The following is a 21,682-nucleotide window of genomic DNA, read 5'->3' as shown; positions in this document are numbered from 1 at the left end:
TATAAGAGACATACCACGACCGGCCCCGGCCCCCCGGCAGCCGGCCACGGGACGCCGTACCCGGGCCGCGCAGACAGACCGACCGACCGCACGGCACAAGAACCGAGAACGACAACGGGGAAACATGAACACGGCAGTCGACCGAAGCCACGAAGGTCCACCCGCACCTTCCGACCCGGCCCCAGCACCACCGGCCGACGCATCGCCCCGGCGCACCGGACGCGGCACCTCCGGCACCGGACGCGGCACCTCCGGCACCGGACGCGGCACCTCCCGCACCGGCCGGGCCACCGCGCCCCGCAGGATCTGCGTGGTGGGCTGCGGCCCCCGCGGCGCCTCGGTGGTCGAGCGGATCCTCGCCAACGCGCCGGAGGTCCTCGCGGGCGCCCGCCTCGACCTGCACGTGGTCGATCCGTACCCGCCGGGCGCCGGGCGCACCTGGCATACCGATCAGCCCCGGCTGCTGTGGATGAACTCCGCCGCCGCCGAGGTCACCATGTTCCCGGACGCGTCCGTCACCTGCGCGGGCCCGGCCCGGCCCGGCCCGACCACGGGGGAGTGGCTCGGCGGGCCCTTCCACGACGGCGCGTACGCCGCACGCGCGGACCAGGGCCGCTATCTGCGCTGGTTCTTCGACGAGGTCACCGGCCGACTCCCGTACGGAGTCCGCCTGTTCGTGCACCGCACCCGCGCCCTGGACGTCGTCCGCACCGGCGGGTCCGGCGGTGCCCAGCGGGTCGTCCTGGAGGGCGCCGCGCCGCTGGAGGTGGATCATGTCGTCATCGCCCCCGGACATCTCGGTGCGCGGCCCGCGCCCGCACCCGCCGGCGTCACCCGGATCGGGCCGGGCCCGGCCGACCCGGAGCGGCTCGACGCGATCCCGCCGGGCGCTGCCGTCGTCACCCGCGGCCTCGGCCTCGTCTTCGTCGACTGCGCGATCCTGCTGACGCAGGGCCGCGGTGGCCGCTTCCTCCGCGAGGACGGGCGGCTGCGGTACGTGCCGTCCGGCAGGGAGCCGCGCCTCGTCGCGGGCTCCCGGCGGGGCGTGCCCCTGCCGCCGAGGCCCGCGCCTCGAGCGGCGGCCGACGAGCCGTACGAGCCGCCGCGCATCGCGACGCTCGCCGCCTGCCGGGAACGCCTCGCCCGGCCCGGCGCCTCCTTCAGAGCCGATGTGTGGCCGCTGGTCGTGGCGGAGCTGACCTGGCGCTGGTACCGCGCCCTGTGGTCCCGCAGGCCGGGCCGGGTCACGCTCCGCTGGGAGGAGTTCGACGAGCGGTTCCGCTCCCTGCCGCCGGGCGACCCCAGGCAGACGCAGCTGATCCGCTCCGCCGTGCCCGACCCCGCCGACCGGCTGGACCTGGCCCGGCTCGAAGCGCCCCTCGCCGGGCGGCGGTGGAGCGGTCCCGACGCCCTTCAGCGGGACGTCCTCGCCCATATGCGGCAGGCGCTGCGGCGGCGCACGGACCCGGCGGGCGGCGCGGAGGCCGCCGTGGTGAGCGCACTCGCCGCGACCGGGGCGGTCGTGGAGGAGCTGTGGCGGTCCGGTGAGATGGCCGCCCCGGACGTGGCGGAGGCACTGGAGCGGTTCTCCTTCGGGGCGTTCCTCAGCTCCGGCCCGCCCGTGCTGCGCGCCGAGCAGCTGCTGGCCCTGGCCGAGGCGGGCGTCGTCACCTTCACCGGCCCCGGCACGAGGGTGGAGACGGTCCCCGGGGACGACGGGCGCCACGTGGTCCGCGCGCACAGCCCGGCCGTACCCGTGGTGCACGAGGCGGCCGTCCTGCTGGAGGCCCGCATGGAGCCGGGCGGGGCGAAGGACGCCGGCAATCCGCTGATCCGGGCGCTCGCCGGCCGAGGCGAGCTGACGGAGGATCAGGAGGCGGGAGCGGGCGCGGGGCTGCTGCGGCTGCACGGCCCGGCGCTGCACCCCGTCGGCGCGGACGGCCGCGTCCACCGGGACCGGACCGTGGCCGGGCCCGCGCAGTTCCCGAGAGCAGGTACCGACGCGGCCTTCTTCCGCCAGAACGACGCCGTCGCGAGATGCGCTCTCGGCGCTTTGTGACGGATCGTCAGAAAGGCCGTGAGGGACGTACCGGAACCTCGGTCACCGGTGATTCGACGAGAGGTTAGCCTGTGATCGACCAAGGGGAGACCGACTTCCACTCCTCGGATCCGAGGGCCGTACGCCGTCGCTCGGGACGGGCGAGAGGCGGCTGCCGCGCGATCGCTCGCACGACCAGTGAGCCGAGCGCACCGTGTCCGAGAACAGCACAGAAGCAGCCCTTGACCACGGCTGCGAAGGGGGAACAGTTGCAGACTGGAGTGGGTGAGCCGGGGGCATGGGACCCCGGAAAGCTCTGTGGCATAGAAGACGGCGAGCTGCATGTGCTCTCCTTCGGAGCACTTGGAACGTCCGGAGCATCCGGAACGGCCGGAGCGTTCGGCGAGATGTCCGGGACCTCCGGGGTGCCCGGTCCTGCGGACGAGCGGCGGTGGGCCGCCCGGGGCGGCGCGCGGATGTGCGGCGACGGCACCGAGGACGGCACGCGGTCGCTGCTGGCGGACGTGCTCGGCCGGCCCCGTGACGAGATAGCCCTCGGCCGTGACGGCCACGGGCGGCTGCGCGTGGACGGCCTGTCGGCCGGGCTGTACGTCTGCCGGGACGACGGCGCGCTCGCCGTCGCGATCGCCCCCGGCGCGGAGGTCGCGCTCAGCGGGCATCCCGTGCCGCCGGCCTTGGAGGGAGCGGCGCTGCTGCCGTACACCGACGCGGAACGCCGGATGGCGGACACCGTGCCGCGCCATCGCCGCTCGTGGTTCCTGACCAGGCTGTGGGTGAGGAAAGAGGCCGCGCTGCGGCTGGCGAGCCCCGGCAGACTCTCCCTCGCGGCACAGGTGGACGCCCTGGGCCGGCGCAACGGCGAGGTGCTCGTGCCCGAGCCGCTGCCCGGCGGAGGGCACTGCCCGCGCCGCGCCTATGTCGTCGACCTGTCCGACGGGGACCGCGGCCGGGTGGCCGCCGCCGCCACGTCCCTCCCGATGGGCAGCGTCCGTGTGTGGCGGGCGCGTGCCAGGCTCGCGAGCTGTGTCACGGGGTGACGACCGCCAGCGGGTCGGCCGCGCCGGAGGGAGCGCCGTCCGGGACGCTCAGCTCCCGCCACACCGCCGCAGCGGAACGGAATGCCCCGGCCGTCTCGTACAGCGCGGCGGCGGTCCGGTAGCCGGCCTCCGCCGCGGAGCGGTGGCCGGCCGCCCGCTGGGCGCGTGCCCCGGCCAGGGCGCAGCGCGCCCGGTCGAGCGGGGGCAGTTCGGCGTCCGTCGCCGCGGCCGTCCGGGCCTGCTCCAGGGCGTCCTCGACGTCGCCGCGGCGGTACGCGGTGAGCGTGCGCAGCATCGCGAGGCGTGCCGCGTCGGCGGGGGTGCCGAGGACGGTGACGGTCTGTCCGGTGCGTTCCGTCAGGGCGTCGGCCGTGTCGTCGCGGCCGGCGGCGAGGTGGAGCAGTGCAGCCGCCCACAGCATGCGTACGCGGGTGCCCGTGCCGGCGTCGGGGCCGGTGAGGGAGACGGCGCGGTCCACGAGCGTGAGGGCCTGCTCGGTGTCGCCCATGGCGAAGCGGTGCTCGGCGGCGACCCACAGGGCGGTGGCCCGCAGCTGGCCGGGCGGCAGGGTCTCGGCGGAGGCGAGCAGTTCCTCGCACAGGCCGGCGGCCCGCTCCCACTCGCCGCTCTCCAGCCGGCCGGACAGCAGGCTGATCTGGGCCTGGACGCGTTCCGCGGCGTCGGCCGGGACGCCCTCCAGGGCTTCCTCGGCGAGGCGGACGCTCTCGGAGAGGCGGCCCGTGCGGCGCAGCATGTCGGCGGTCTCCACGGCGACCCGGGCGCGCAGCAGCGGGGAGGAGCCGGTGAGGGGGTCGGCCAGCAGGGACCGCAGGGCCTCCTCGTGCTCCTCGTCGCGGCCGAGCCGGCCGAGGACGAGGGCGAGTTCCCAGCCGGCCTCCCAGCGGATCTCGTCCAGCCCGGAGTCGCCGGCCTGCCGTACGACGTCGAGGAGTTCCTCGCGGGCGCGTGCGAGGTCACCGGCCGCCTGGAGCGACCGGGCGGCGATGAGCCGGCCCACCACCTCGACGCGGTGGACGCGTTGCCGCTCCTGCGGGGCGGGGGCCGTGAGGTCGTCGACCGTGACGCCCAGGCGTTCCGCGATAGCCCGGACCGCCTTGGGGCTGGGAGTGCGGTTGCCGCTCTCGACGAGTGAGATGTAGCTGGGGGACAGTCCTTTCCCCGCGACGTCCGACTGGGACAGTCCGCGCGCGCTGCGGATCTCCCGCAATCGCCTCCCGAACTCTGGTTGTTCGACCATCAAGATCGCTCGCTGAGGTGAAGTGAGCCGTACGACCCAACACTGACCATGACATCTGAGTCTATCGCCGACCACTGAGTGTCATGGTCACTGCGGCCGTAATTGCCGTCCGTCCCGACCTCGCCCCCGAAATCGAAGTCATCGCCCCACCCTTACCCAGTCATACTACAGTTATGCATAAGTCAATAAGTGTGAAGGAGCGGGGGGTCCGCGGGAGGCGGAACGGCGACCTCGGCGCCCTGTTGACGGCGGTCGCGGTCGGCGCGCTGGGGGAGGCCATGATGCTGGTCGCCGTCCCCTGGTTCGTGCTGCGGACCACCGGCAGCGTCACCCGCACCGGCATCGTCGTCGCGGCCGTCGCCGTCGGCACCGCCGCCACCGGCCTCGTCGCCGGCCCCCTCGTCGACCGCTGGGGCTTCCGGGCCATGGCCGTGGCCTCGTACGCGGTGGGCGGCGCCGCGGCGGCCTGCATACCCCTGCTGCACTCCCTCGGGATGCTGCACTTCCCCGCGCTCACCGCGCTGGTGCTCGCCGCGAGCCTGCTCGACGTCCCCGGCGCGGCGGCCGTCACCGGCCTCACCGCCGGTCTCGCCGAGGCCGCCGGCACCCCGCTGGAGCGGGCCAACGCCCTGCTGGGCGGCGTGCACCAGACCGCCCATCTGCTGGGCGCCCCGCTCGGCGGCGCCGCGGTCGGGTTCCTGGGCGCGGACAGCGCCCTGCTGTTCGACGCGGGGGCCTGTGCGGTGGCCGCCCTCGTCATCGCCTGCCGCGTCCCCGCCGCGGCCACGCCCGCCGGGCCCCGGCCCGCCGAGAGCTATGTGGCCGGACTCCGTGCCGGGCTGCGCACCCTGCGCGGCCACCGGCTGCTGCGCACCCTCACCGTCTCGTCCACCGTGTTCAACGCGCTCGACAGCGGGATCTCCGGGGTGATCCTCGTGACGTACGCCTACCGCAGCCCCGACGGCCCCGCCCAACTGGGTCTGCTGCTCGCGGCGTTCGGTGTCGGCACCGTCGCCGGCACGCTGGGCTTCGCCGCCGTCGGCCACCGCTTCGGCCGCCGCGCCGTCTATCTGCGCTCCGGCCTGCTCGCCGGGCTGCTGCTCGCCGCGTTCGCGACCCTGCCGCCGGTCCCGGTGGGGGCGGCGCTGCTGGCGGTGCTGGGGGCCGTCGCGGCACCGGTCGGACCGGTCCGCACGGCCGCCCTCCAACGGCACGTGCCGCAGGGCCAGTACGGGCGGGTCACGGCCTCGGTGGACACGCTGGCGCAGACCGCCGTGCCGCTGGGCGCCTCGGCCACCGTGGCGCTCGTCGGCGGCCTCGGGCTGTCCTGGGCGGTCCTCGCCGTCGCCGCGGTCTATCTCACGGTCGTCGCCTGCTGCTGGGCCGCGCCGGGGCTGCGGGATCTGTGAGACCGGCGGGACGGCCCGCTTGACTCTTCTTGACAATGAATGACAAGTTGTTGACTCTACTTCCTCATGTACTTCCATCGTGAGGGGGACGAATGACACACGTTGTCGACCGGTCAGGTACGGCGGTCGGGGCGGAGGGCATCCCCTTCGCGGACCGCCTCCAGGCTCTGCGGCGGGTCCGGCGTTTCCTCACCGACCATCCCCGCGCGGTGCACGAGCTGCTCTGCGAGATCTCCACCCATCGCGCCGCCGGCTACGAGATCGAGGCGGCCGTGGCCACACTGGACGGCGCGCTCGGCGAGATGGAACGCCACCGCCCGCCCCGCGTGCCGCGCCTCGCCGTCTTCATGCCGTCCAACGTCATGCTCTACTCGTACGTCCTGTACCTGCTGGTGCCCGCGCTCTACACCGAACACGTCGTGTTCCGGCCGTCCAGCCAGGTCAAGGACCAGATGGTCCGCCTGCACGCCCTGCTCGCCGAACACCACCGCCTGCCCGTCGAGCTGTCCACGGCCAGCCAGCGCGGCTTCATGCGCGACCACGTCGAGCCCGCCGAGGCCGTCGTGTTCACCGGCACGTACGCCAACGCCGAACAGATCCGCGCCCGCCTCCGCCCCGAGCAGCTGTTCCTGTTCCTCGGCTCCGGCGTCAACCCCTTCGTCGTCGCCCCCGGCGCCGACCTCGCCCGCGCCGTCCGCGACGCCGTGGAGATCCGCACGCTCAACTCCGGCCAGGACTGCCTCGGCCCCGACCTGTTCTGCGTCCACGAGGACCTGCTCGACGCGTTCGTCGACGGCCTCGTCACCGAACTGAAGGGCCTGCGCTACGGCCCCTGCGACGACCCCCTCGCCGACTACGGGCCGATCTTCTACGACGGCGCCCTGGAGGAAGCCGCCCTCTACCTCGCCCGCAACCGGGGCCGCATCGTCCACGGCGGCGCCGTCGACTTCCGCACCCGGCGCATCGAACCGGCCGTCGCCGTCGGCGGGGAGGTCACCCCCCGCACCCAGGTCCCCGAGTTCTTCGCCCCCGTCTTCAACGTCGTCGGCTACCACGACGAGGACGACCTCGCCGCCACCCTCACCACCGGCGTCTTCACCGAACGCGCCCTCGGCTCCAGCGTCTACGGCACGGCACCGCGCCTGACCGCGGCACTGCGCCGCCGTACCACCGTCACCGTCGACACCACCCTCCTCAGCATCGACGACGGCAACGCCCCCTTCGGCGGCTACGGACGCCAGGCCAACTACATCAGCGTCGCCGGGGAGTTGAGGGCCGAACCCGTCCTCGTCTCCAAGGCCGTCGCGGAACACTTCCCGAAGGCGGCCCGATGACCACCCCCACCACCCACCACACCGCCTGGGCGGCCGTCGCCGACTGGCTCCGCCACCAGGGCACCACCACCGTCTACGGGCTGCCCGGCGACGACATGGACCTCCTCGGAGCCCTGGAGGACACCCCCGTCCGCATGGTCCTCTGCCGCGACCAGCGCAACGCCGTCCACATGGCCACCGGCCACGCCCTCGCCTCCGGCCGGCTCGCCGTGTGCACCGTCGGCAAGGGGCCCGCCGTCACCAACACCCTCACCGGCCTGCTGGAGGCCTCCTCCTCCGCCGCGCCCGTACTGCTCGTCGCCGGCGGCACCGGCCTGGACCGGGTGGGCACCGGAGCCTTCCAGGAACTCGACCAGCTCGCCGCCGTCCGCCCGTTCACCAAGCACGCCGAACGCGTCGACCGGCCCGAACGGCTCCCCGCCGCCCTGGAGAAGGCCGCCCTGACCGCCGTCAACGGCACACCCGGCCCCGTCTACCTGGAGATCCCCGACCACATCGCCCAACTGCCGGTCACCGTCGCAGCGCCCTGGCGCACCGCCGCCCCCCACCGGCTCGCCCCCGACCCCGACGCGCTGGAGCAGTCGGCGCGGCTGATCGCCGCCGCCCGCCGCCCACTGCTGCTCGTCGGCGGGGGAGCCCGGCACCGCAACCACGACCGGTCCGTCGAACGCCTCGCCGGCCTGCTGGGCGCCGCCCTGTTCACCACCGCCTCCGGCCGTGGCACCCTCGACGAGGACCACCCGCTCCACTGCGGCGTCTCCGGCCTGTACACCGTCGAGCCCGCCGCCCGCCTGTGGGAGGAGACGGACCTCGTGATCGCCCTCGGCAGCCGCCTGGAGGAGACCGCGACGTTCGGCTGGCCCGACCGCGCCGGCCTGCCCGTCGTCCAGGTCGTCGCCGCCGAGGACTCCGTCGTCACCGGTACGCCCGGCATGCACGTCCTCGGCGACGTCGCCCGCACCGTGGACGCCTGGACCGGCCTCCTCGACGGACACCGCCCCGACGAGAAGTGGGCCGAGCGCATACGGGACGTACGCCGCCTCCTCGCCGAACGCGCCGCCCGGCGCGCCGCCGACGCCGAGGCCGCCGTGCCCGGCGGCGGTCCGACCGTCGCCCAGGTCCTCACCGCCCTCGACCGGGCCGTGCCCGCCGACCGCGTCCTCGTCCAGGAGAACGGACTTCAGGACATGTGGTCGTACTACTACCCCCACTGGTCGTGCGGCACGGCCGGCGGCTCCGTCGTCCCCAGCGAACAGACCCCGCTCGGCTTCGGCGCCGCCGCGGCCGTCGGCGTCAAACTCGCCTCCGGTGACCGGCCCGTGGCCGCCGTGTGCGGCGACGGCGCCTTCCACCTCTTCCGCGCCGAACTGCCCACCGTGGCCGACGCGGGCGCCGCGGTCCTCTACATCGTCCTCGACAACGGCGGCTACGGCTGGCTCCAGACCAACCTCGACCGGGTCAGCGGCCCAGGCTCCCGCTTCGCGTTCACCGCCGACCGGCCCACCGGCAACGCAGCTCTCGCCCGTGCCCACGGCCTCGGCCACTGGTCCGTGACCACACCCGACGCCCTCGAACCCGCCCTGCGGGAGGCATGGGAGTGCTGCGCCCGCGGCACGTCCGCCGTCGTCGAGGTACGCGTCGCCCTCGCCGACCAGCCGCCCGGCATGGCCGGTGCCGCCGGGGACTTCCCCGTACGCGAGGACCAGTGACACCGCAGCCCGGCACCCGACGAGAGAGCACGCCCCCCATGTCCACCGTGATGTTCTTCCCCGGCCTCGTGCCCAGCGGCTACGACGCCATCCGGGACTTCGTGACCACCGACCCGCACGCCCGGCGCCGCTTCGCCCGCGCCGACGAGATCCTCGGCTACACCCTCGCCGACGCCTACCGCGAGGCCTCCATCTACGACTGGGAGGTGTACGAGGCCGGCTACATGGCCCTCACCCTCGCCCTCGCGGACCGGGCCGAGGAGATGTACGGCAGGGCGCCCTCGCTGTGCGGCGGCCAGAGCTTCGGCTCGTTCATGGCCGCCGTCCGCTGCGGCGCCCTCAGCTACGAGGAGGCCCTGCGGCTCGTCCGCCGCAGCGTGGTCGTCGAGACCGAGTGGTTCGACTCGCTGGAGAAACCCCTCGGCTGCCACTTCTTCTACCGGCTGCCCCACGACACCGTGGACCGGCTGCTCGCGGAGGTCCGCGCCCGCGGCGAGTGGGCCGAACTGTCCGTCATCCTCGACGAGCAGGTGCACGCCGTGTCCGCCGAACTGACCACCCTCGCCCGGTTCGAGCAGCGGGTCCGCGAGGAGGGCGGCTTCCCCTTCTACACGATGAACCGCGCCGAGCACTGCTCCGCCGTCGGCGGGCTGCGGAAACGGCTGCACGACGAGGTCTACGGCGGCATCGAATGGCACGAGGCCACCGTGCCGTTCCTGTCCGACGTGGACGGCCGCCTCCTCACCGACCCGGAGGAGATCAAACAGGACCTCCTCGACGGCTGGACCACCCCCGTGCACTGGGAGACGGTGCTGCGCGGCATGCGCACGGGCGGCGTCCAGGAGGTGTGGATCCCGGCCCCCCGCAACATGTTCGCCCGGATCACCGACCGGTCCTTCCCCACGAAGGTGATCACGCCCAGGTCGGCGCTGCGATGAGCGAGGCGCGCCCGCCCGCCGTGCCCGGACCGTCCCGGCTGCTGCGGGCGGCGTCCCTCGCGGGCGCCCCCGCCGAGGTGCTGGACTTCCTGCTGCCGCTGTGGGCCGCCGCCGTGCTGCACGTCGGTCCCGCCGCCACCGGCGCGCTGATCGCCGTCGAGGCGGCCGTGTCACTGCTCGTACGCCCTGTGGCGGGCGAACTGACGGACCGTCTCGACCGGCGCACGGTGGCCGCGACGGGCGCCGCCGGGTACGCCCTGTCCTGCGCGGGCTATGCCGTCGCCGACCTCACCGCGTGTCCGCTGCCGGTCGCCTTCGCGGCGTCGGCGGTGGGCGGCGCGGCGGGCGCGCTGTTCTGGGTGGCGGTCCGCACCTGGGCCGGCGAGCAGGGCCCCGACCGGGTGGGGGCGTACGGCGCCCTGCTGGCGGCGGAGGGCCGGGGGGCGCTGTTCGGCTATGTGATCGCGTTCGTGCTGCTGGGCAACTCCGGCTACCGGTCGGTGTTCTGGGCCGGAGCCGCCGCCTGCGCCGTCGCCGCCGCGCTGCTCGCCACGGCCCCCGGCCCGGCGCGCGGCGCGTCCGCCGCACCGGGCGGCACGGGCGGCACGGGCTCGGGCCGCCGGCGTGCACGCCGTACGCTGCCCCTCCTGGCCGTCGCGGCCGTCACCGCCGGTGGTGAGGCGGGGCTGTGGCTGATCCTGCTGGTGCGGTTGCAGGGCCAGGGGCTGTCGCCGACGGAGGTGATGGGCGTGTTCTGCCCGGGCTTCCTCGTGTACGTCATGGCGCCGGACCACGCCCACCGGGTGAGCGGGCGGCTCGGGCGGGAGCGGACGATGGTCGTCGCGTTCGTCGCGGGCGCGCTGTTCGCCGCGGGGCTCGCGGTGGTGCCCTCGCCCGTCGGCATCGCCGTGCTGTGGGCGCTCGCGGCCGGCTGCTTCGCCGTACAGGTCCCCGTCGAGCAGGCCACCGTCTTCGCGGCGGCGGGCGACCGGCCCGGCCGCGGCATGGGCCGTTACGAGGCCGCGCGGCTGGCGGGCGTCACGGCGGGCGCGACGGCGCTGGGCGGCCTGTACGAGGCGGCCGGCTGGGTCTGGGCGTGCGCGGCGGCGGCCGTCGCCTCGTCGGCCGGGGCGGCGCTCGTGCCGTACGCGCTGCGGGCGCTGGGGCTGCCGGCGGAGGAGCGGGCGCCGGGTCCCGCCGTACGGGAGGGGAGCGCGCCGGAGAAGCCCGCCGTACCGGGGGAGCGGGGCGTCGCCGAGTCCGCCGTACGGGAGCAGCCGACGCCCGCAGAGACTGCGGTACCGGAGGAGCGGGCCCCCGACAGGCCCGTCGTACCGGAGGAACACGCCCCCGACAGGCCCGTCGTACCGCCGGACCGGGACCTCCGTCGGTCCGGCGAGGAGCGGGCCCGGCGGGAGCGGCGGGGCTGGTGCGTGCACACCGTGCTCTTCGCCGTCGGCGAGACCGCCCTGTGGGGTTTCGGCGCCCCGGAGTGGGTGGGGAAGACCTGGCTCACCGTGTACGTCGTGGACACGGTGTGGTCGTGGTCGTACACGTTCGCCCCGCGCGGGAAGTGACCCGGCGCGTTCGGTGCGCCTCCGCCGTGGGGAGCCGCACCGAACGCGCCGTGCCGTGTGTGCCGTTCAGCGGCCGGTACCGCTCAGAGCTGCTTCTCGACGCGGGTGACGAGGTCGGCCACCATCCGCAGCTCCTTCAGCTCTTCCTCGGGCAGGCGGACGCCGAAGCGTTCCTCCATGGAGACGATCACCTCCACCATGGCGAGGGAGTCGACGTCGAGGTCCTCGGTGAAGGACTTGTCCTCGGCGACGTCGGCGGGCTCGACGTCGGCGACCTCGTTGAGGATCTCGGCGAGGCCTCGGACGATCTCTTCGCGGGTCATGTGTTTCTCCTGGATCTTCTCGGTGTGACGGGACGGGCTCGGCCCGGTCGGGTGGGGCGTGCGGGGACCGCGCGCCGGTCTCCTCAGTGGCCCTCGGCGGGGGCGGGCCGGGTCACCAGGCCGACGACGTGCTCGGCGAACACGTCGTCGACGCCGATGAGGCGCAGCTGCCGGCGCAGGCTGTCGATGCCGAGGTCGCGCATGCTCGTGCCCTCGGGGGCGTCCTCGACGGCGCCGCCCTCCTCGATGCGCAGGGCGAGGGGCGCGGCCTGCTCGATGACGTCGCAGATGGCCTCGGTGTAGCCCTCGCGCACGCCCTGCCGCAGCGCGTGCAGTCCGAAGCTGACGTGCCGTGACTCGTCCCGGCACATCGCGGTGAAGCCGGCCTTGACGCCGGGCAGCATCGGGATGTCGTGCAGGGACCGCACGATGGCGCGCTGTCCGACGAGGGCGAGGACGCCCTCGGAGATGAGGTGGAACAGGGCGACCGTGCGCAGCCATGCCTCGTAGTCGCTGGGCCGGTGCTGGATCTCGCGGATGATCTCCGTCTCCAGCCGGCTGAGCGCCCGGTGCGGCGGGGTGCACATGTTCCACGCCTGGACCAGCATCCGCTTGGGGTCCGGGTCGAGGCCGAGGACCTCCTCGCCGAGCCGCAGCATGAGCTGGGTGTGGCGGGTCTCGTCGGCGATCTGGGTGCCGAGGTAGAGGTGGTCGATCTCCTCGGGGGCGCCGGTGAGGATCGGTGCGAGCAGGTCGAGGCCGGTGTACTCGCCGATGATGAAGGTGGCGATGGACTCCTCCAGCGCCTTGCGGGCGTCGCGGGGGAGCCGTTTCTCGTAGTCCAGCCGGTCCTGTTCGAGGTCGATGGCCTGCGCGTTCCACTGCTGCTTCTCCCAGCGCTCGTACAGCGCCTGGGGTTTGGGCTGCTGGGCCGTCACCAGGTCGGCGTGGCGCAGTACGTGATCGACCGGAAGTTCCGGCATCTGCGCCAGCGACGCGTCGTCGAGCAGCAGTGTGCTCCAGCGAGTCATGTCAACTCCAATGACTGTTTGTAAAGAGTATGACAGTCCATATGCTCGCATTGAAGCCGCAATGATGACGGCGCGTCAATGTCCGGCGGTATCTGTCTGTTGGTCAAGAGTCATGAATCGAAACTCATGAGTCAAGTTTGTTGACAAGCTTCGGCGTTGTGAGTCAAGGTTCCGTTGCCGGGTCGGACCGGCGACCGCGGCCCACCGCCGCGGGCAACGCGATCCGCCCGGACGAGAGAGGAGAACCGACAGGTGGCCAGGGACAGTCAGCGGGGCGACCGGCGTGTGGTCGTCACCGGGACCGGGGTGATCTCCCCGGTCGGGCACACCGTTCAGGACTTCTGGGCCGCCGTGACCGACGGCCGCAGCGGCATCCGGCGGATCACGCGGTACGACGCGGACACCCTGCCCACGCCGCTCGCCGGCGAGATCACCGGCTTCGACCCGCGGGCCTACATGCCCAACCGGACCGCCCGCCGGCTCGACCGCTACGCCCAGTTCGCGCTCGCCGCTGCCCTGGAGGCGACCGACCAGGCGAAACTGGAGGTCACCGAGGAGCTGGCCCCGCGCACCGCCGTCCTCGTCGGCTCCGGCTACGGGCCCGGCCAGATGACCCTGGCCGCCGTCCTCGACCTCGACCGCGGCGGACGTCGCGCCATGACCCCGTATCTCGCCGCGGGCGGCTCCCTGGACAGCGCCTCCGCCGAGATCGCCGCCCACCTCGGCGCCCGCGGCCCGTCCGGCGCGCTCGTCGCCGCGTGCGCCACCGGCGCCACCGCCATCGGCGACGCGCTGCGCCTCATCCGGCACGGCTACGCCGACGTCGTCGTCGCCGGCGGCTCGGACGACGCCGTCAACCCCCTCGACCTCGCCGCCGCCGCCAACGTCGGGGCGCTGTCCCGCAGCACCGACCCGGCACGCGCCAGCCGCCCCTTCGACCGGGCCCGCGACGGCTTCGTCATGGGCGCCGGCGCCGGCGTGGTCGTGCTGGAGGCCGCCGAGCACGCCGAGCGGCGCGGCGCCCGGATCCTCGCCGAGATCGCCGGATACGGCGTCACCACCGACGCCTACCACGCCACCCACCCGCACCCCGAAGGCGTCGCCGTCAGACAGGCGATGACCGACGCCCTCGACGACGCGGGCGTGACACCCGGCGACATCGACTACATCTGCGCCCACGGCACCAGCACCCCGCTCAACGACCGCATCGAGAGCGCCGCCGTGCGCGAGGTGTTCGGCGAGCACGCCCCACGCGTCCCGATCAGCTCGCTGAAGTCGATGACGGGTCACATGATCGGCGCCGCAGGAGCGGTCGAGCTGATCGCCACCGTGCAGACCGTCCGCACCGGCGTGATCCCGCCCACCGTCAACTGCGACGACCCGGAGGACCCCGGACTGGACTACGTCCCCCACCGGGCCCGCCGCCGGCGCACCCGTGTCGCCCTGAGCAACTCGTTCGGCTTCGGCGGCCACAACGCGGTCCTCGTCGTCCGCGAACGGCCGGCCGCCGGCTCGCCCGAGGGACACCAGGAGGACGCGTGCTGAAAGGCAGACTGGTCAGCCTCGTACGGCCCACCGACGCGGACTACGAGCTGATGGCCGAATGGCTCGGCCCGACCTCGCCGACGGCCGTGCTCACCGCCGACACCCAGGAGTACGCCACCCCCGAGACCCTCCGGCAGCTCAACGACTCCGGCCGCATACGGCAGTTCGCCGTCCGCGACCGCGACGGCCGCACCATCGGCACCGTCAACTACCGGCAGTCCGGACCGGCCGGCAACTACACCATCGGCGGCGCCATCGGCGACCCCGCCATGTGGCAGCGCGGCCTGGGAGCGGAGGCCTTCGACCTCCTCCTGGACCACCTGTTCCACTCGCTCAACGCCCACCGGATGCAGTTCACGACCGCCCTCTACAACAAGGGCGTGCTGCGGCTCGTCATCCGCGCCGGTTTCGTCCTCGAAGGCATCCTGCGCGACTACTTCTTCCTCGACGGCGCCTACCACCACGCCGCCGTGTGGTCCCTGCTGCGCCACGAGTACTACGAGGCCGTCGACATCCTCACCCGGACCTCGCCCAGCTTCGTCGGCCCCGACCTGATCCCGGAGAAGGACAAGGCGGAGGCCCGCGACCTGCTGCGCACCCACCTGAGCCGCCCGGACGCCGAGACCTCCCTGCGGCTGCTGCTGGCCGAGGCGACCGCGCCCGCCGCATCGACGAAGGAGCACGAGGCCCGATGAACTCCAGGCCCCCCGCAGAGGCGTACTGCCAGGCGGACCCCGTCTTCTACGACACCGGCAGCCGCGCCGGCACCGACGGCACCGCCTTCACCCAGACCCACGGGCCCGTCCCCGACGGCTGGGAGCGCCGCGACCGCGGCGTCTGGGTGGTGTACCTGCCGACCGGGCACACCATGCCCCCGCAGGGCTGGAAGATCCACATCTCCGGCCTGCCCGACAACGCCCAGCGCGTCGTCGACATCGCGACCGCCCACTGCGTCCGCCTCGGCGTGCCCTTCAAGTTCCTGCGCAGCCGCTCCGTGGTGAGCGCGCACAGCCTGAAGTACGCGCCCCGCTCCGCCAGCGGCAAACTCGTCACGATCTACCCCGAGGACGAGACACAGCTGCGGCGCGTCCTGGAGGACCTGGCGCCCGCGCTGGACGGCGAACCCGGCCCGTACATCCTCACCGACCTGCGCTGGGGGAACGGCCCCCTGCACGTGCGCTACGGCGGCTTCGTCACCCGCTACTGCCCCGACGAGCACGGCAACCCCGTGCCCGCGATCGAGCGGCCCGACGGCGTCCTCGTACCCGACCGCAGGCGCCCCGTGTTCGACCTGCCCGACTGGGTCGCACTCCCCGAGTTCCTCGAGCCGCACCTCGCCGCACGGCAGTCCGCCGGACAGGCCGCCGACTTCCCCTACACCGTCGAACGCGCCCTGCACTTCTCCAACGGCGGAGGCGTCTACGCGGCCCGGCACACCGACGGACGGCCCGTCGTCCTGAAGGAGGCCCGCCCGCACGCCGGTCTCGACGGCGCCGGCACCGACGCCGTCGCCCGTCTGCACCGCGAGGCCCGCGCGATGCGGCTGCTCGCCGGCATCCCCGGCGTGCCCGAGCTGTACGGCCACCACCAGGTCTGGGAGCACCACTTCCTCGCCGTCGAGCACATGCCCGGCGACACCCTCCAGGCCTGGCTGGCCCGCAACTACCCGCTGACCCGCGCCGACGCGGACGACGACAGGCTCGCCGCCTACGCCCGGCGCGCCCTGGCCCTCGTCGACCGCATCGAACAGCTCGTCGACGCCGTGCACGCACGCGGGGTCGTCTTCGGCGACCTGCACCCGGCGAACCTCCTCGTCGACGACGAGGACCGCGTCTTCCTCGTCGACTTCGAGCTGGCCGTGCCCGTCGCCGACGCCGACCGGCTCGGCCTCGGCCACCCCGGCTTCATGGCCCGCGGCAAGACCGGCTTCGCCATCGACCGGCACGCGCTGGCCGCGCTCCGCCTGTGGGTGCTGTTCCCCCTCACCCACCTGTCCGAACTGGACCCGGCCCGCCCCGCCCGCCAAGTCGCCGAGGCGGAACGCCGGTTCGGTCTCGAACCCGGCAGCCTGGACGCCGTACGACGCGAACTCGAGCCGCTTCCCGCCACGCTGGAGAAGGTGCCCGCCGCCCTGCGCGAGCCCGCCCCGGCCGGCCAGGACTGGGAGGTGCTGCGCAAGTCCGTCGCCCAGGCGATCCTGCTCAGTGCCACCCCGGAACGCACCGACCGGCTCTTCCCCGGCGACGTGCGCCAGTTCCACACCGACGGCCTCAACATGGCGTACGGCGCCGCCGGAGTGCTGTGGGCGCTGCACACCAGCGGCGCCGGACGCCACCGGGACCTGGAGCGGTGGCTGCTGGACGCCGCCGCCCGCTCCACCGACCCCCGCCCCGGCTTCTACAGCGGACGGCACGGCATCGCCCACGTACTGGAGGAGTTCGGCCACCGTGACGCCGCCCTGCGGCTGCTGGACGGCTGCGCCGACACCGTGCCCGGGATGCGGGACGTCAGCCTGTTCCACGGCATGGCGGGCATCGGCCTGAACCTGCTGCACTTCGCCCGCCGCACCGGCGACACGCGCCACCGCCGGGCCGCGCTGGAGCTGGCCCGCCGCACCGCCGACGCGGTACGCGCCGGCACCGCACCCGGTATCGTCCGCGGCGGCGACCAGGGCGCCCGCGCCGGACTGCTGCGCGGCTGGAGCGGCCCCGCCCTGTTCTTCCTCCGGCTGTACGAGGACACCGGCGACAGCGCCCACCTCGACCTCGCGGTCACCGCGCTCCACCACGATCTCGACCTGTGCGAGCAGGGCGCCGACGGCTCGCTCCAGGCCGACGCCGGCTACCGGCTGCTGCCGTACCTGGAGGTCGGCGGCGCGGGCATCGCGCTCGTCGCCGACCAGGTGCTCGCCCACCGCGCCGACCCGCGCCTTTCGGAGGCCCTGCCCGCGCTCGCGCGGGGCGCCGAGCCGGAGTTCGTCATCGAACCCCACCTGTTCGCGGGCCGCGCCGGACTGCTCGCCACGCTCGCGTCCCTGCGCGGGCGACGCAGGGGAGCCGAGGGCACCGTGGGCGAGGGCATCGACCCCGCCGTGGCACGGCACCTGGCCCGGCTGCACTGGCACGCCATGAGCTACCGAGGCCACATCGCCTTCCCCGGCGAGCAGTTGCGCAGGCTCTCCATGGACCTCGCGACCGGCTCCGCGGGCATCCTGCTCGCGCTGTCCGCGGCTCTCGACGGCAACCGCGGCTTCCTGCCCTTCCTGGCCCCGCCGCCCGCACCGCGGGCGTGACCCCGGCGCCCCTGTGCGCCCCCCAGTCTCCGGTCGGCCGCCGGCCCACCGGTCACCCCGGTCCGCACCCGCACACAGCGGGACGGACCCGAACACCGCGGAGAGGAGGCATTTCTCATGGCGAACGTTCTCGACCTTCAGGGTCTGGAGGTTCCGGCCGCCGAGGCCGAGCGTCTGTCGAGCACCATCAGCAACGGCTGCTGACGGTCTCTCGACGCCCGCACCACGGAACGCGCCCCGGCATCGCACGCCGTACGACCGCGTTCCCCGCAGCCCGGAGAGGAGGCACATCCCATGGCGAACGTCCTCGACCTTCAGGGTCTCGACGTCCCGGCCGCCGAGGCCGAGCTGCTCGGCAGCACCATCAGCAACGGCTGCTGAACCCGCCGTTGACGAAAGCGGTCCCGGAGCACGGCCGGCGCGCACACCCCGCCGCCGTGCTCCGCACCACCCCGAGAGGAGGTGACCGTCATGGCGAACGTTCTCGACCTTCAGGGTCTCGACGTCCCGGCCGCCGAGGCCGAGCTGCTCGGCAGCACCATCAGCAACGGCTGCTGAACCCGCTGAGCGGGGGCCGGGCCTGCCCACGCCAGGGCAGGCCCGGCCCCCGCCGGTCAGCACCACCCCGCACGAAGGAGACCGATGAGCGGCCTGCTCGACGGCAAGCAACTGCTGATCACCGGAGTGATCAGCGAGAGTTCCATCGCGTACACGGTGGCCCGGCTCGCGCAGCAACAGGGCGCCCGCGTCGTCCTCACCGCCTACGGCCGCCCCTCCCTGGTCCGGCGCGTCGCCCGCCGGCTGCCCGCCGAGGCCCCCGTCGTCGACCTGGACGTCACCGACGACGACCAGCTCGCCACGCTCGCCGAACGCGTCGGCGCCCACCTCGACCGACTCGACGGCGTCCTGCACGCCGTCGCCCACGCCCCGGCGAGCTGCCTGGACGGCGGCTTCCTCGACGCCCCCTGGCCCGATGTGGCATCCGCCCTGCACACCTCCACCTACTCCCTGAAAGCGCTGGCCGTCGCCTGCCGGCCGCTGCTGCACCCCGGCTCCGCCGTCGTCGCCGTCGACTTCGACGCCTCCCGCGCCTGGCCCGGCTACGACTGGATGGGCGTCGCCAAGGCCGGCCTGGAGGCCTGTGGCCGCTACCTCGCCCGCGACCTCGGCCCCGACGGCGTCCGCGTCAACCTCGTCGCCGCCGGCCCGCTGCGCACCCTCGCGGCCCGCGCCATCGGGGGCGACGGCGCCGGATTCGAACAGCAGTGGGCGCGGCGCGCCCCGCTCGGCTGGGACCCCGCCGACGCGGAGCCGACCGCCCGCGCCTGCCTCGCCCTGCTGTCCGACTGGTTCCCCGCCACCACCGGGGAGATCGTCCACGTGGACGGCGGGCACCACATGATGGGAGCCTGACATGCACCACCTCGGCTCCCTGTTCGGCCCCGACATCACCTTCCTCGGTGTCGACAGGCTCGACATGCGCGACCCCGGGCCGACCCCGACGTGGTCATCCTCGGGGCGCCGCTCGACGGCGGCACCACCCACCGCCCCGGCACCCGGTTCGGCCCCGCCGCCATCCGCCAGGCCTGCTACCTGCCGCACAACGGCGTACGCCGCAGCCTCGCCCTCGGCGTGGACCCGCTCACCGAGCTTCGCGTCCACGACGCGGGCGACGTCCCCTGCTACTCCGGCGACCTCGCCTCCGCCGTACGCCGGATCGAGACCGCCGTCCGTCTCGTCGCCGGCCTCGGCGCGATCCCCGTCGTCCTCGGCGGCGATCACACGATCGCCCTTCCCGACATGCGCGGCGTCGCCCGCCACCACGGCTTCGGCCGCATCGCGATGATCCACTTCGACGCGCACGCCGACACCGGCGACGTCGAGGCCGGCCCGCTGTACGGGCACGGCAAACCCATGCGCCAGCTCATCGAGTGCGGCGCCGTCCGCGGCGACCGCTTCTTCCAGATCGGCCTGCGCGGCTACTACCCGGAACCCGAGACGCTGCGCTGGATGGCCGACCAGGGCATGCGCTCGTACGACATGAGCGAGATCACCGCACGGGGCCTGGACGCCTGCCTCACCGAGGTGTTCACCACCGCCATGCGGGACTGCGACGGCGTGTATCTGTCCGTCGACGTCGATGTCGTCGACCCCGGCCACGCACCCGGCACCGGCACCCCCGAACCCGGCGGCCTGACCTCCCGCCAGCTCCTCGACGCGGTCCGCCGCGTCGCCTACGAACTGCCCGTCGTCGGCGCCGAGGTGGTCGAGGTGTCACCGCCGTACGACCACGCCGAGATCACCGCCTACCTCGGCAGCCGCATCGTCCTGGAGACCCTCTCCGGCATCGCCCGGCGCCGCCGCGACGCCACCGACGGCCCCTGGGACCCGCACACGCCCCTGCTGGAGCGCCCCGTCCACCTCGCGCCGACGCGGCAGGGAGGAAACCCATGACCGAGACCACGCTCCGCGGCACCGCCCCCCGCCTCACCGACGGCACCGGCACCCTGCACGGCGAGACCCTGGCCGGCCGGATCACCGCCGCCGCACGCGAGTTCCACGACCGCGGACTGCGCCCCGGCGACCGCGTCCTGGTCCGCGGCGACAACTCGACCGACTACGTCGTCGCCCTGCTCGCCCTCATGCACCTGGACACCTCCCTCGTCCCGGTCGACCACCGGCAGACCGCCGACGAGGCCCGGCTCGCCGCCGCCCAGGCCGGCGCCCGCTGGATGCTGTGCGACGCCACCGCGCCCGGCGCGTTCCCCGCCGACCGGATGTTGCACTTCACCGGCGCCGGCAGCCGCGCCGCCCCGCCGGCCGGGGCCCGGCCCGACCTCGCCGCCTGGTTCGCCCGCCGCGACGCCCTCGTCCTGTGGTCCTCCGGCACCACCGGCCGGCCCAAGGGCATCGTGAAGTCCGGCCGGGCCGTCCACGACAACACCCTGCGCACCATCCGCGCCATGGGCTACCGCGACGACGAGGTCCTCGCCCCGCTGCTGCCCTTCTCCCACCAGTACGGGCTCTCCGTGATCCTGCTGTGGTGGCTGGCCGGCTGCACCCTGGTCGTCACCCGCTACCAGCGCCTCGACCACGCCCTGGCCACCGCCGCCGGCGCCGGCACCACCGCCGTCGACGCCGCGCCGTCCACGTACCACGCCCTCCTCGGCCTGTGCCGCCGCCGCCCCGAACTCCGCGCCGGCCTGTCCGGCGTCCGTATCTGGGGCGTCGGCGGAGCCCCCCTGCCCGCCTCCCTCGCGACGTCCTTCGCGGCGGACATGGGCCTGCCCCTCCTCGACGGCTACGGCCTCACCGAACTCGGCAACGTCGCCCTCGCCACCCCCACCTCGCCCGTCGGGTGCGGGCGCCCCCTGCCCGGCGTCGACCTGCGGATCACCGGCCCGGACGGCACACCGCTCGCCCCCGGCGAGACCGGCGAGATCGAGGTGCGCTCCCCGGGCCTGATGGAGGGCTACCTGGACCCGGACGGCACCCTGCACCCCGTCGACCGCGACACCTGGTTCCCCACCGCCGACCTCGGCCGTCTCGACGCCGACGGCACCGTCCACGTCGTCGGCCGCAACCAGGCCGTGCACCGGCTCGGCTTCACCCTCTACCCGGAGGGCCTGGCCAGAAAGGCGGAGGGCTGCGGACGACAGGTCAAGGTCCTCGCCGTGGACGACGCCCGGCGCGGCTGCGCCCTGCACTTCGTCGTCGAGGACCCCGACGAACTGCCGCCCCGCCACTGGCGCGCGCTGCTCGCCGCACTCCTCGCCGACTACGAGCAGCCCAACGCGGTCCACGTCGTCCCCGCCTTCCCCCTCACCTCCAACGGCAAGGTCGACAACCACGCCCTGCGCGCCGCCCTCGCCCTGCCGCCCGAGCCCCGCTGAGAGCCGGCCCGGACGGGCCCGGACAGGTCCGGTTCAGGCACGGCTCCGGCACCCCGGGTACCCGGTTTCGGTCACACCAGGTGTCCGGCCGTGTCGGAGTTGGGCCGATCGGGTGACTTGGCGTAAGAATTGGCCGGTGCACGAAGTGAGAGCGAGCCAGATCGGGGGGAACCGGTGAACCGTCACGACGTCACCGACGAACAGTGGGAAGGGCTCGCCCAGGTCGTACCCCTGCGCGGTCGCGACGCATGGCCGTCGCAGGTGGACCACCGCTGCC

Annotated in this window: 19 protein-coding genes and 1 pseudogene; 17 read left to right on the top strand and 3 right to left on the bottom strand. The window is 74.2% G+C overall.

Going from position 1 to position 21,682, the window contains the following annotated elements:
- The first annotated feature begins 313 nt into the window (after nt 1–313).
- Nucleotides 314–2,059, top strand: a complete 1,746-nt coding sequence (locus MTQ10_RS11845; protein ID WP_247465819.1) for an FAD/NAD(P)-binding protein — start codon at nt 314–316, stop codon at nt 2,057–2,059.
- A 386-nt stretch (nt 2,060–2,445) separates the two neighbouring features.
- Nucleotides 2,446–3,096, top strand: a complete 651-nt coding sequence (locus MTQ10_RS11840) for a hypothetical protein (RefSeq protein WP_247465816.1) — start codon at nt 2,446–2,448, stop codon at nt 3,094–3,096.
- Here the strand turns inward: MTQ10_RS11840 and MTQ10_RS11835 are convergent.
- Nucleotides 3,086–4,354, bottom strand: a complete 1,269-nt coding sequence (locus tag MTQ10_RS11835) for a helix-turn-helix domain-containing protein (RefSeq protein WP_247465814.1) — start codon at nt 4,352–4,354, stop codon at nt 3,086–3,088. The two genes, MTQ10_RS11840 and MTQ10_RS11835, sit on opposite strands and share 11 nt — an antisense overlap.
- Nucleotides 4,355–4,527: 173 nt before the next feature.
- On the opposite strand from MTQ10_RS11835, the gene MTQ10_RS11830 reads away from it, so the two are divergent.
- The 5 genes from MTQ10_RS11830 (at nt 4,528) to MTQ10_RS11810 (ending at nt 11,321) form a co-directional block, all read left to right on the top strand.
- On the top strand, nt 4,528–5,763 hold the full coding sequence (locus MTQ10_RS11830) for an MFS transporter (protein ID WP_247465811.1): 1,236 nt from the start codon (nt 4,528–4,530) through the stop codon (nt 5,761–5,763).
- Nucleotides 5,764–5,855: 92 nt separating this feature from the next.
- Entirely contained in the window at nt 5,856–7,097 is a 1,242-nt protein-coding gene (locus MTQ10_RS11825; protein ID WP_247465806.1) for an aldehyde dehydrogenase family protein, read from the top strand.
- On the top strand, nt 7,094–8,806 hold the full coding sequence (locus tag MTQ10_RS11820; RefSeq protein WP_247465803.1) for a thiamine pyrophosphate-binding protein: 1,713 nt from the start codon (nt 7,094–7,096) through the stop codon (nt 8,804–8,806). Before MTQ10_RS11825 ends, MTQ10_RS11820 begins: the two co-directional genes overlap by 4 nt.
- A gap of 38 nt (nt 8,807–8,844) precedes the next feature.
- Entirely contained in the window at nt 8,845–9,744 is a 900-nt protein-coding gene (locus MTQ10_RS11815) for an ACP S-malonyltransferase (RefSeq protein WP_247465800.1), read from the top strand.
- The gene (locus tag MTQ10_RS11810) at nt 9,741–11,321 is read left to right on the top strand and encodes an MFS transporter (protein WP_247465796.1); all 1,581 of its coding nucleotides are present in this window, start codon (nt 9,741–9,743) and stop codon (nt 11,319–11,321) included. The genes MTQ10_RS11815 and MTQ10_RS11810 overlap by 4 nt, the downstream gene beginning before the upstream one ends.
- Before the next feature lie 83 nt (nt 11,322–11,404).
- Here MTQ10_RS11810 and MTQ10_RS11805 read toward each other — a convergent pair whose 3' ends face one another.
- Together MTQ10_RS11805 and MTQ10_RS11800 are read right to left on the bottom strand one after the other, a co-directional pair.
- A complete protein-coding gene (locus MTQ10_RS11805) occupies nt 11,405–11,644 on the bottom strand; it encodes an acyl carrier protein (RefSeq protein WP_247465793.1) in 240 nt (79 codons plus the stop codon).
- Nucleotides 11,645–11,727: 83 nt separating this feature from the next.
- Nucleotides 11,728–12,675: a ribonucleotide-diphosphate reductase subunit beta gene (locus MTQ10_RS11800; RefSeq protein WP_247465791.1), complete on the bottom strand. Its 948-nt coding sequence runs from the start codon at nt 12,673–12,675 to the stop codon at nt 11,728–11,730.
- A 252-nt stretch (nt 12,676–12,927) separates the two neighbouring features.
- On the opposite strand from MTQ10_RS11800, the gene fabF reads away from it, so the two are divergent.
- The 10 genes and pseudogenes from fabF to MTQ10_RS31470 all read left to right on the top strand — a co-directional run.
- Nucleotides 12,928–14,220: a beta-ketoacyl-ACP synthase II gene (gene fabF / locus MTQ10_RS11795; protein ID WP_247465789.1), complete on the top strand. Its 1,293-nt coding sequence runs from the start codon at nt 12,928–12,930 to the stop codon at nt 14,218–14,220.
- On the top strand, nt 14,214–14,915 hold the full coding sequence (locus MTQ10_RS11790; RefSeq protein WP_247465787.1) for a GNAT family N-acetyltransferase: 702 nt from the start codon (nt 14,214–14,216) through the stop codon (nt 14,913–14,915). Before fabF ends, MTQ10_RS11790 begins: the two co-directional genes overlap by 7 nt.
- A complete protein-coding gene (lanKC, locus tag MTQ10_RS11785; RefSeq protein ID WP_247465786.1) occupies nt 14,912–17,512 on the top strand; it encodes a class III lanthionine synthetase LanKC in 2,601 nt (866 codons plus the stop codon). Before MTQ10_RS11790 ends, lanKC begins: the two co-directional genes overlap by 4 nt.
- Before the next feature lie 117 nt (nt 17,513–17,629).
- Nucleotides 17,630–17,716 carry a class III lanthipeptide gene (locus tag MTQ10_RS31610; protein ID WP_356758435.1) on the top strand — a complete coding sequence of 29 codons (87 nt, stop codon included), beginning with the start codon at nt 17,630–17,632 and terminating at the stop codon, nt 17,714–17,716.
- Between the two features lie 90 nt (nt 17,717–17,806).
- A complete protein-coding gene (locus MTQ10_RS31605) occupies nt 17,807–17,893 on the top strand; it encodes a class III lanthipeptide (RefSeq protein ID WP_247465822.1) in 87 nt (28 codons plus the stop codon).
- Between the two features lie 90 nt (nt 17,894–17,983).
- Complete coding sequence (locus MTQ10_RS11780; protein WP_247465822.1) at nt 17,984–18,070, top strand: class III lanthipeptide; 87 nt, start codon at nt 17,984–17,986, stop codon at nt 18,068–18,070.
- 84 nt (nt 18,071–18,154) lie between these two features.
- Nucleotides 18,155–18,925: an enoyl-ACP reductase FabI gene (fabI, locus tag MTQ10_RS11775; protein ID WP_247465784.1), complete on the top strand. Its 771-nt coding sequence runs from the start codon at nt 18,155–18,157 to the stop codon at nt 18,923–18,925.
- Between the two features lie 90 nt (nt 18,926–19,015).
- Complete coding sequence (speB, locus tag MTQ10_RS11770; RefSeq protein WP_247465782.1) at nt 19,016–19,966, top strand: agmatinase; 951 nt, start codon at nt 19,016–19,018, stop codon at nt 19,964–19,966.
- Nucleotides 19,963–21,405 (top strand): class I adenylate-forming enzyme family protein, encoded by a 1,443-nt coding sequence (locus tag MTQ10_RS11765; protein ID WP_247465780.1) that lies wholly within the window; start codon nt 19,963–19,965, stop codon nt 21,403–21,405. Before speB ends, MTQ10_RS11765 begins: the two co-directional genes overlap by 4 nt.
- 174 nt (nt 21,406–21,579) lie before the next feature.
- Nucleotides 21,580–21,682: pseudogene (locus MTQ10_RS31470) on the top strand (cell division protein SepF); the annotation flags it as partial.

The sequence above is a fragment of the Streptomyces sp. XM83C genome, assembly GCF_023072675.1.
GTDB classification, from domain to species: Bacteria; Actinomycetota; Actinomycetes; order Streptomycetales; family Streptomycetaceae; genus Streptomyces; species Streptomyces thermocoprophilus.
Note: the sequence above shows the minus strand (reverse complement) of the source record. Positions and strands in the feature narration are given on the sequence as shown.

Coding starts and splice junctions, on each gene's coding strand:
- MTQ10_RS11840 (WP_247465816.1), top strand. CDS start 2,446: ATGTCCGGGACCTCCGGGGTGCCCGGTCCTGCGGACGAGCGGCGGTGG.
- MTQ10_RS11835 (WP_247465814.1), bottom strand. CDS start 4,354: ATGGTCGAACAACCAGAGTTCGGGAGGCGATTGCGGGAGATCCGCAGC.
- MTQ10_RS11830 (WP_247465811.1), top strand. CDS start 4,528: ATGCATAAGTCAATAAGTGTGAAGGAGCGGGGGGTCCGCGGGAGGCGG.
- MTQ10_RS11825 (WP_247465806.1), top strand. CDS start 5,856: ATGACACACGTTGTCGACCGGTCAGGTACGGCGGTCGGGGCGGAGGGC.
- MTQ10_RS11820 (WP_247465803.1), top strand. CDS start 7,094: ATGACCACCCCCACCACCCACCACACCGCCTGGGCGGCCGTCGCCGAC.
- MTQ10_RS11815 (WP_247465800.1), top strand. CDS start 8,845: ATGTCCACCGTGATGTTCTTCCCCGGCCTCGTGCCCAGCGGCTACGAC.
- MTQ10_RS11810 (WP_247465796.1), top strand. CDS start 9,741: ATGAGCGAGGCGCGCCCGCCCGCCGTGCCCGGACCGTCCCGGCTGCTG.
- MTQ10_RS11805 (WP_247465793.1), bottom strand. CDS start 11,644: ATGACCCGCGAAGAGATCGTCCGAGGCCTCGCCGAGATCCTCAACGAG.
- MTQ10_RS11800 (WP_247465791.1), bottom strand. CDS start 12,675: ATGACTCGCTGGAGCACACTGCTGCTCGACGACGCGTCGCTGGCGCAG.
- lanKC (WP_247465786.1), top strand. CDS start 14,912: ATGAACTCCAGGCCCCCCGCAGAGGCGTACTGCCAGGCGGACCCCGTC.
- MTQ10_RS31610 (WP_356758435.1), top strand. CDS start 17,630: ATGGCGAACGTTCTCGACCTTCAGGGTCTGGAGGTTCCGGCCGCCGAG.
- MTQ10_RS31605 (WP_247465822.1), top strand. CDS start 17,807: ATGGCGAACGTCCTCGACCTTCAGGGTCTCGACGTCCCGGCCGCCGAG.
- MTQ10_RS11780 (WP_247465822.1), top strand. CDS start 17,984: ATGGCGAACGTTCTCGACCTTCAGGGTCTCGACGTCCCGGCCGCCGAG.
- fabI (WP_247465784.1), top strand. CDS start 18,155: ATGAGCGGCCTGCTCGACGGCAAGCAACTGCTGATCACCGGAGTGATC.
- MTQ10_RS11765 (WP_247465780.1), top strand. CDS start 19,963: ATGACCGAGACCACGCTCCGCGGCACCGCCCCCCGCCTCACCGACGGC.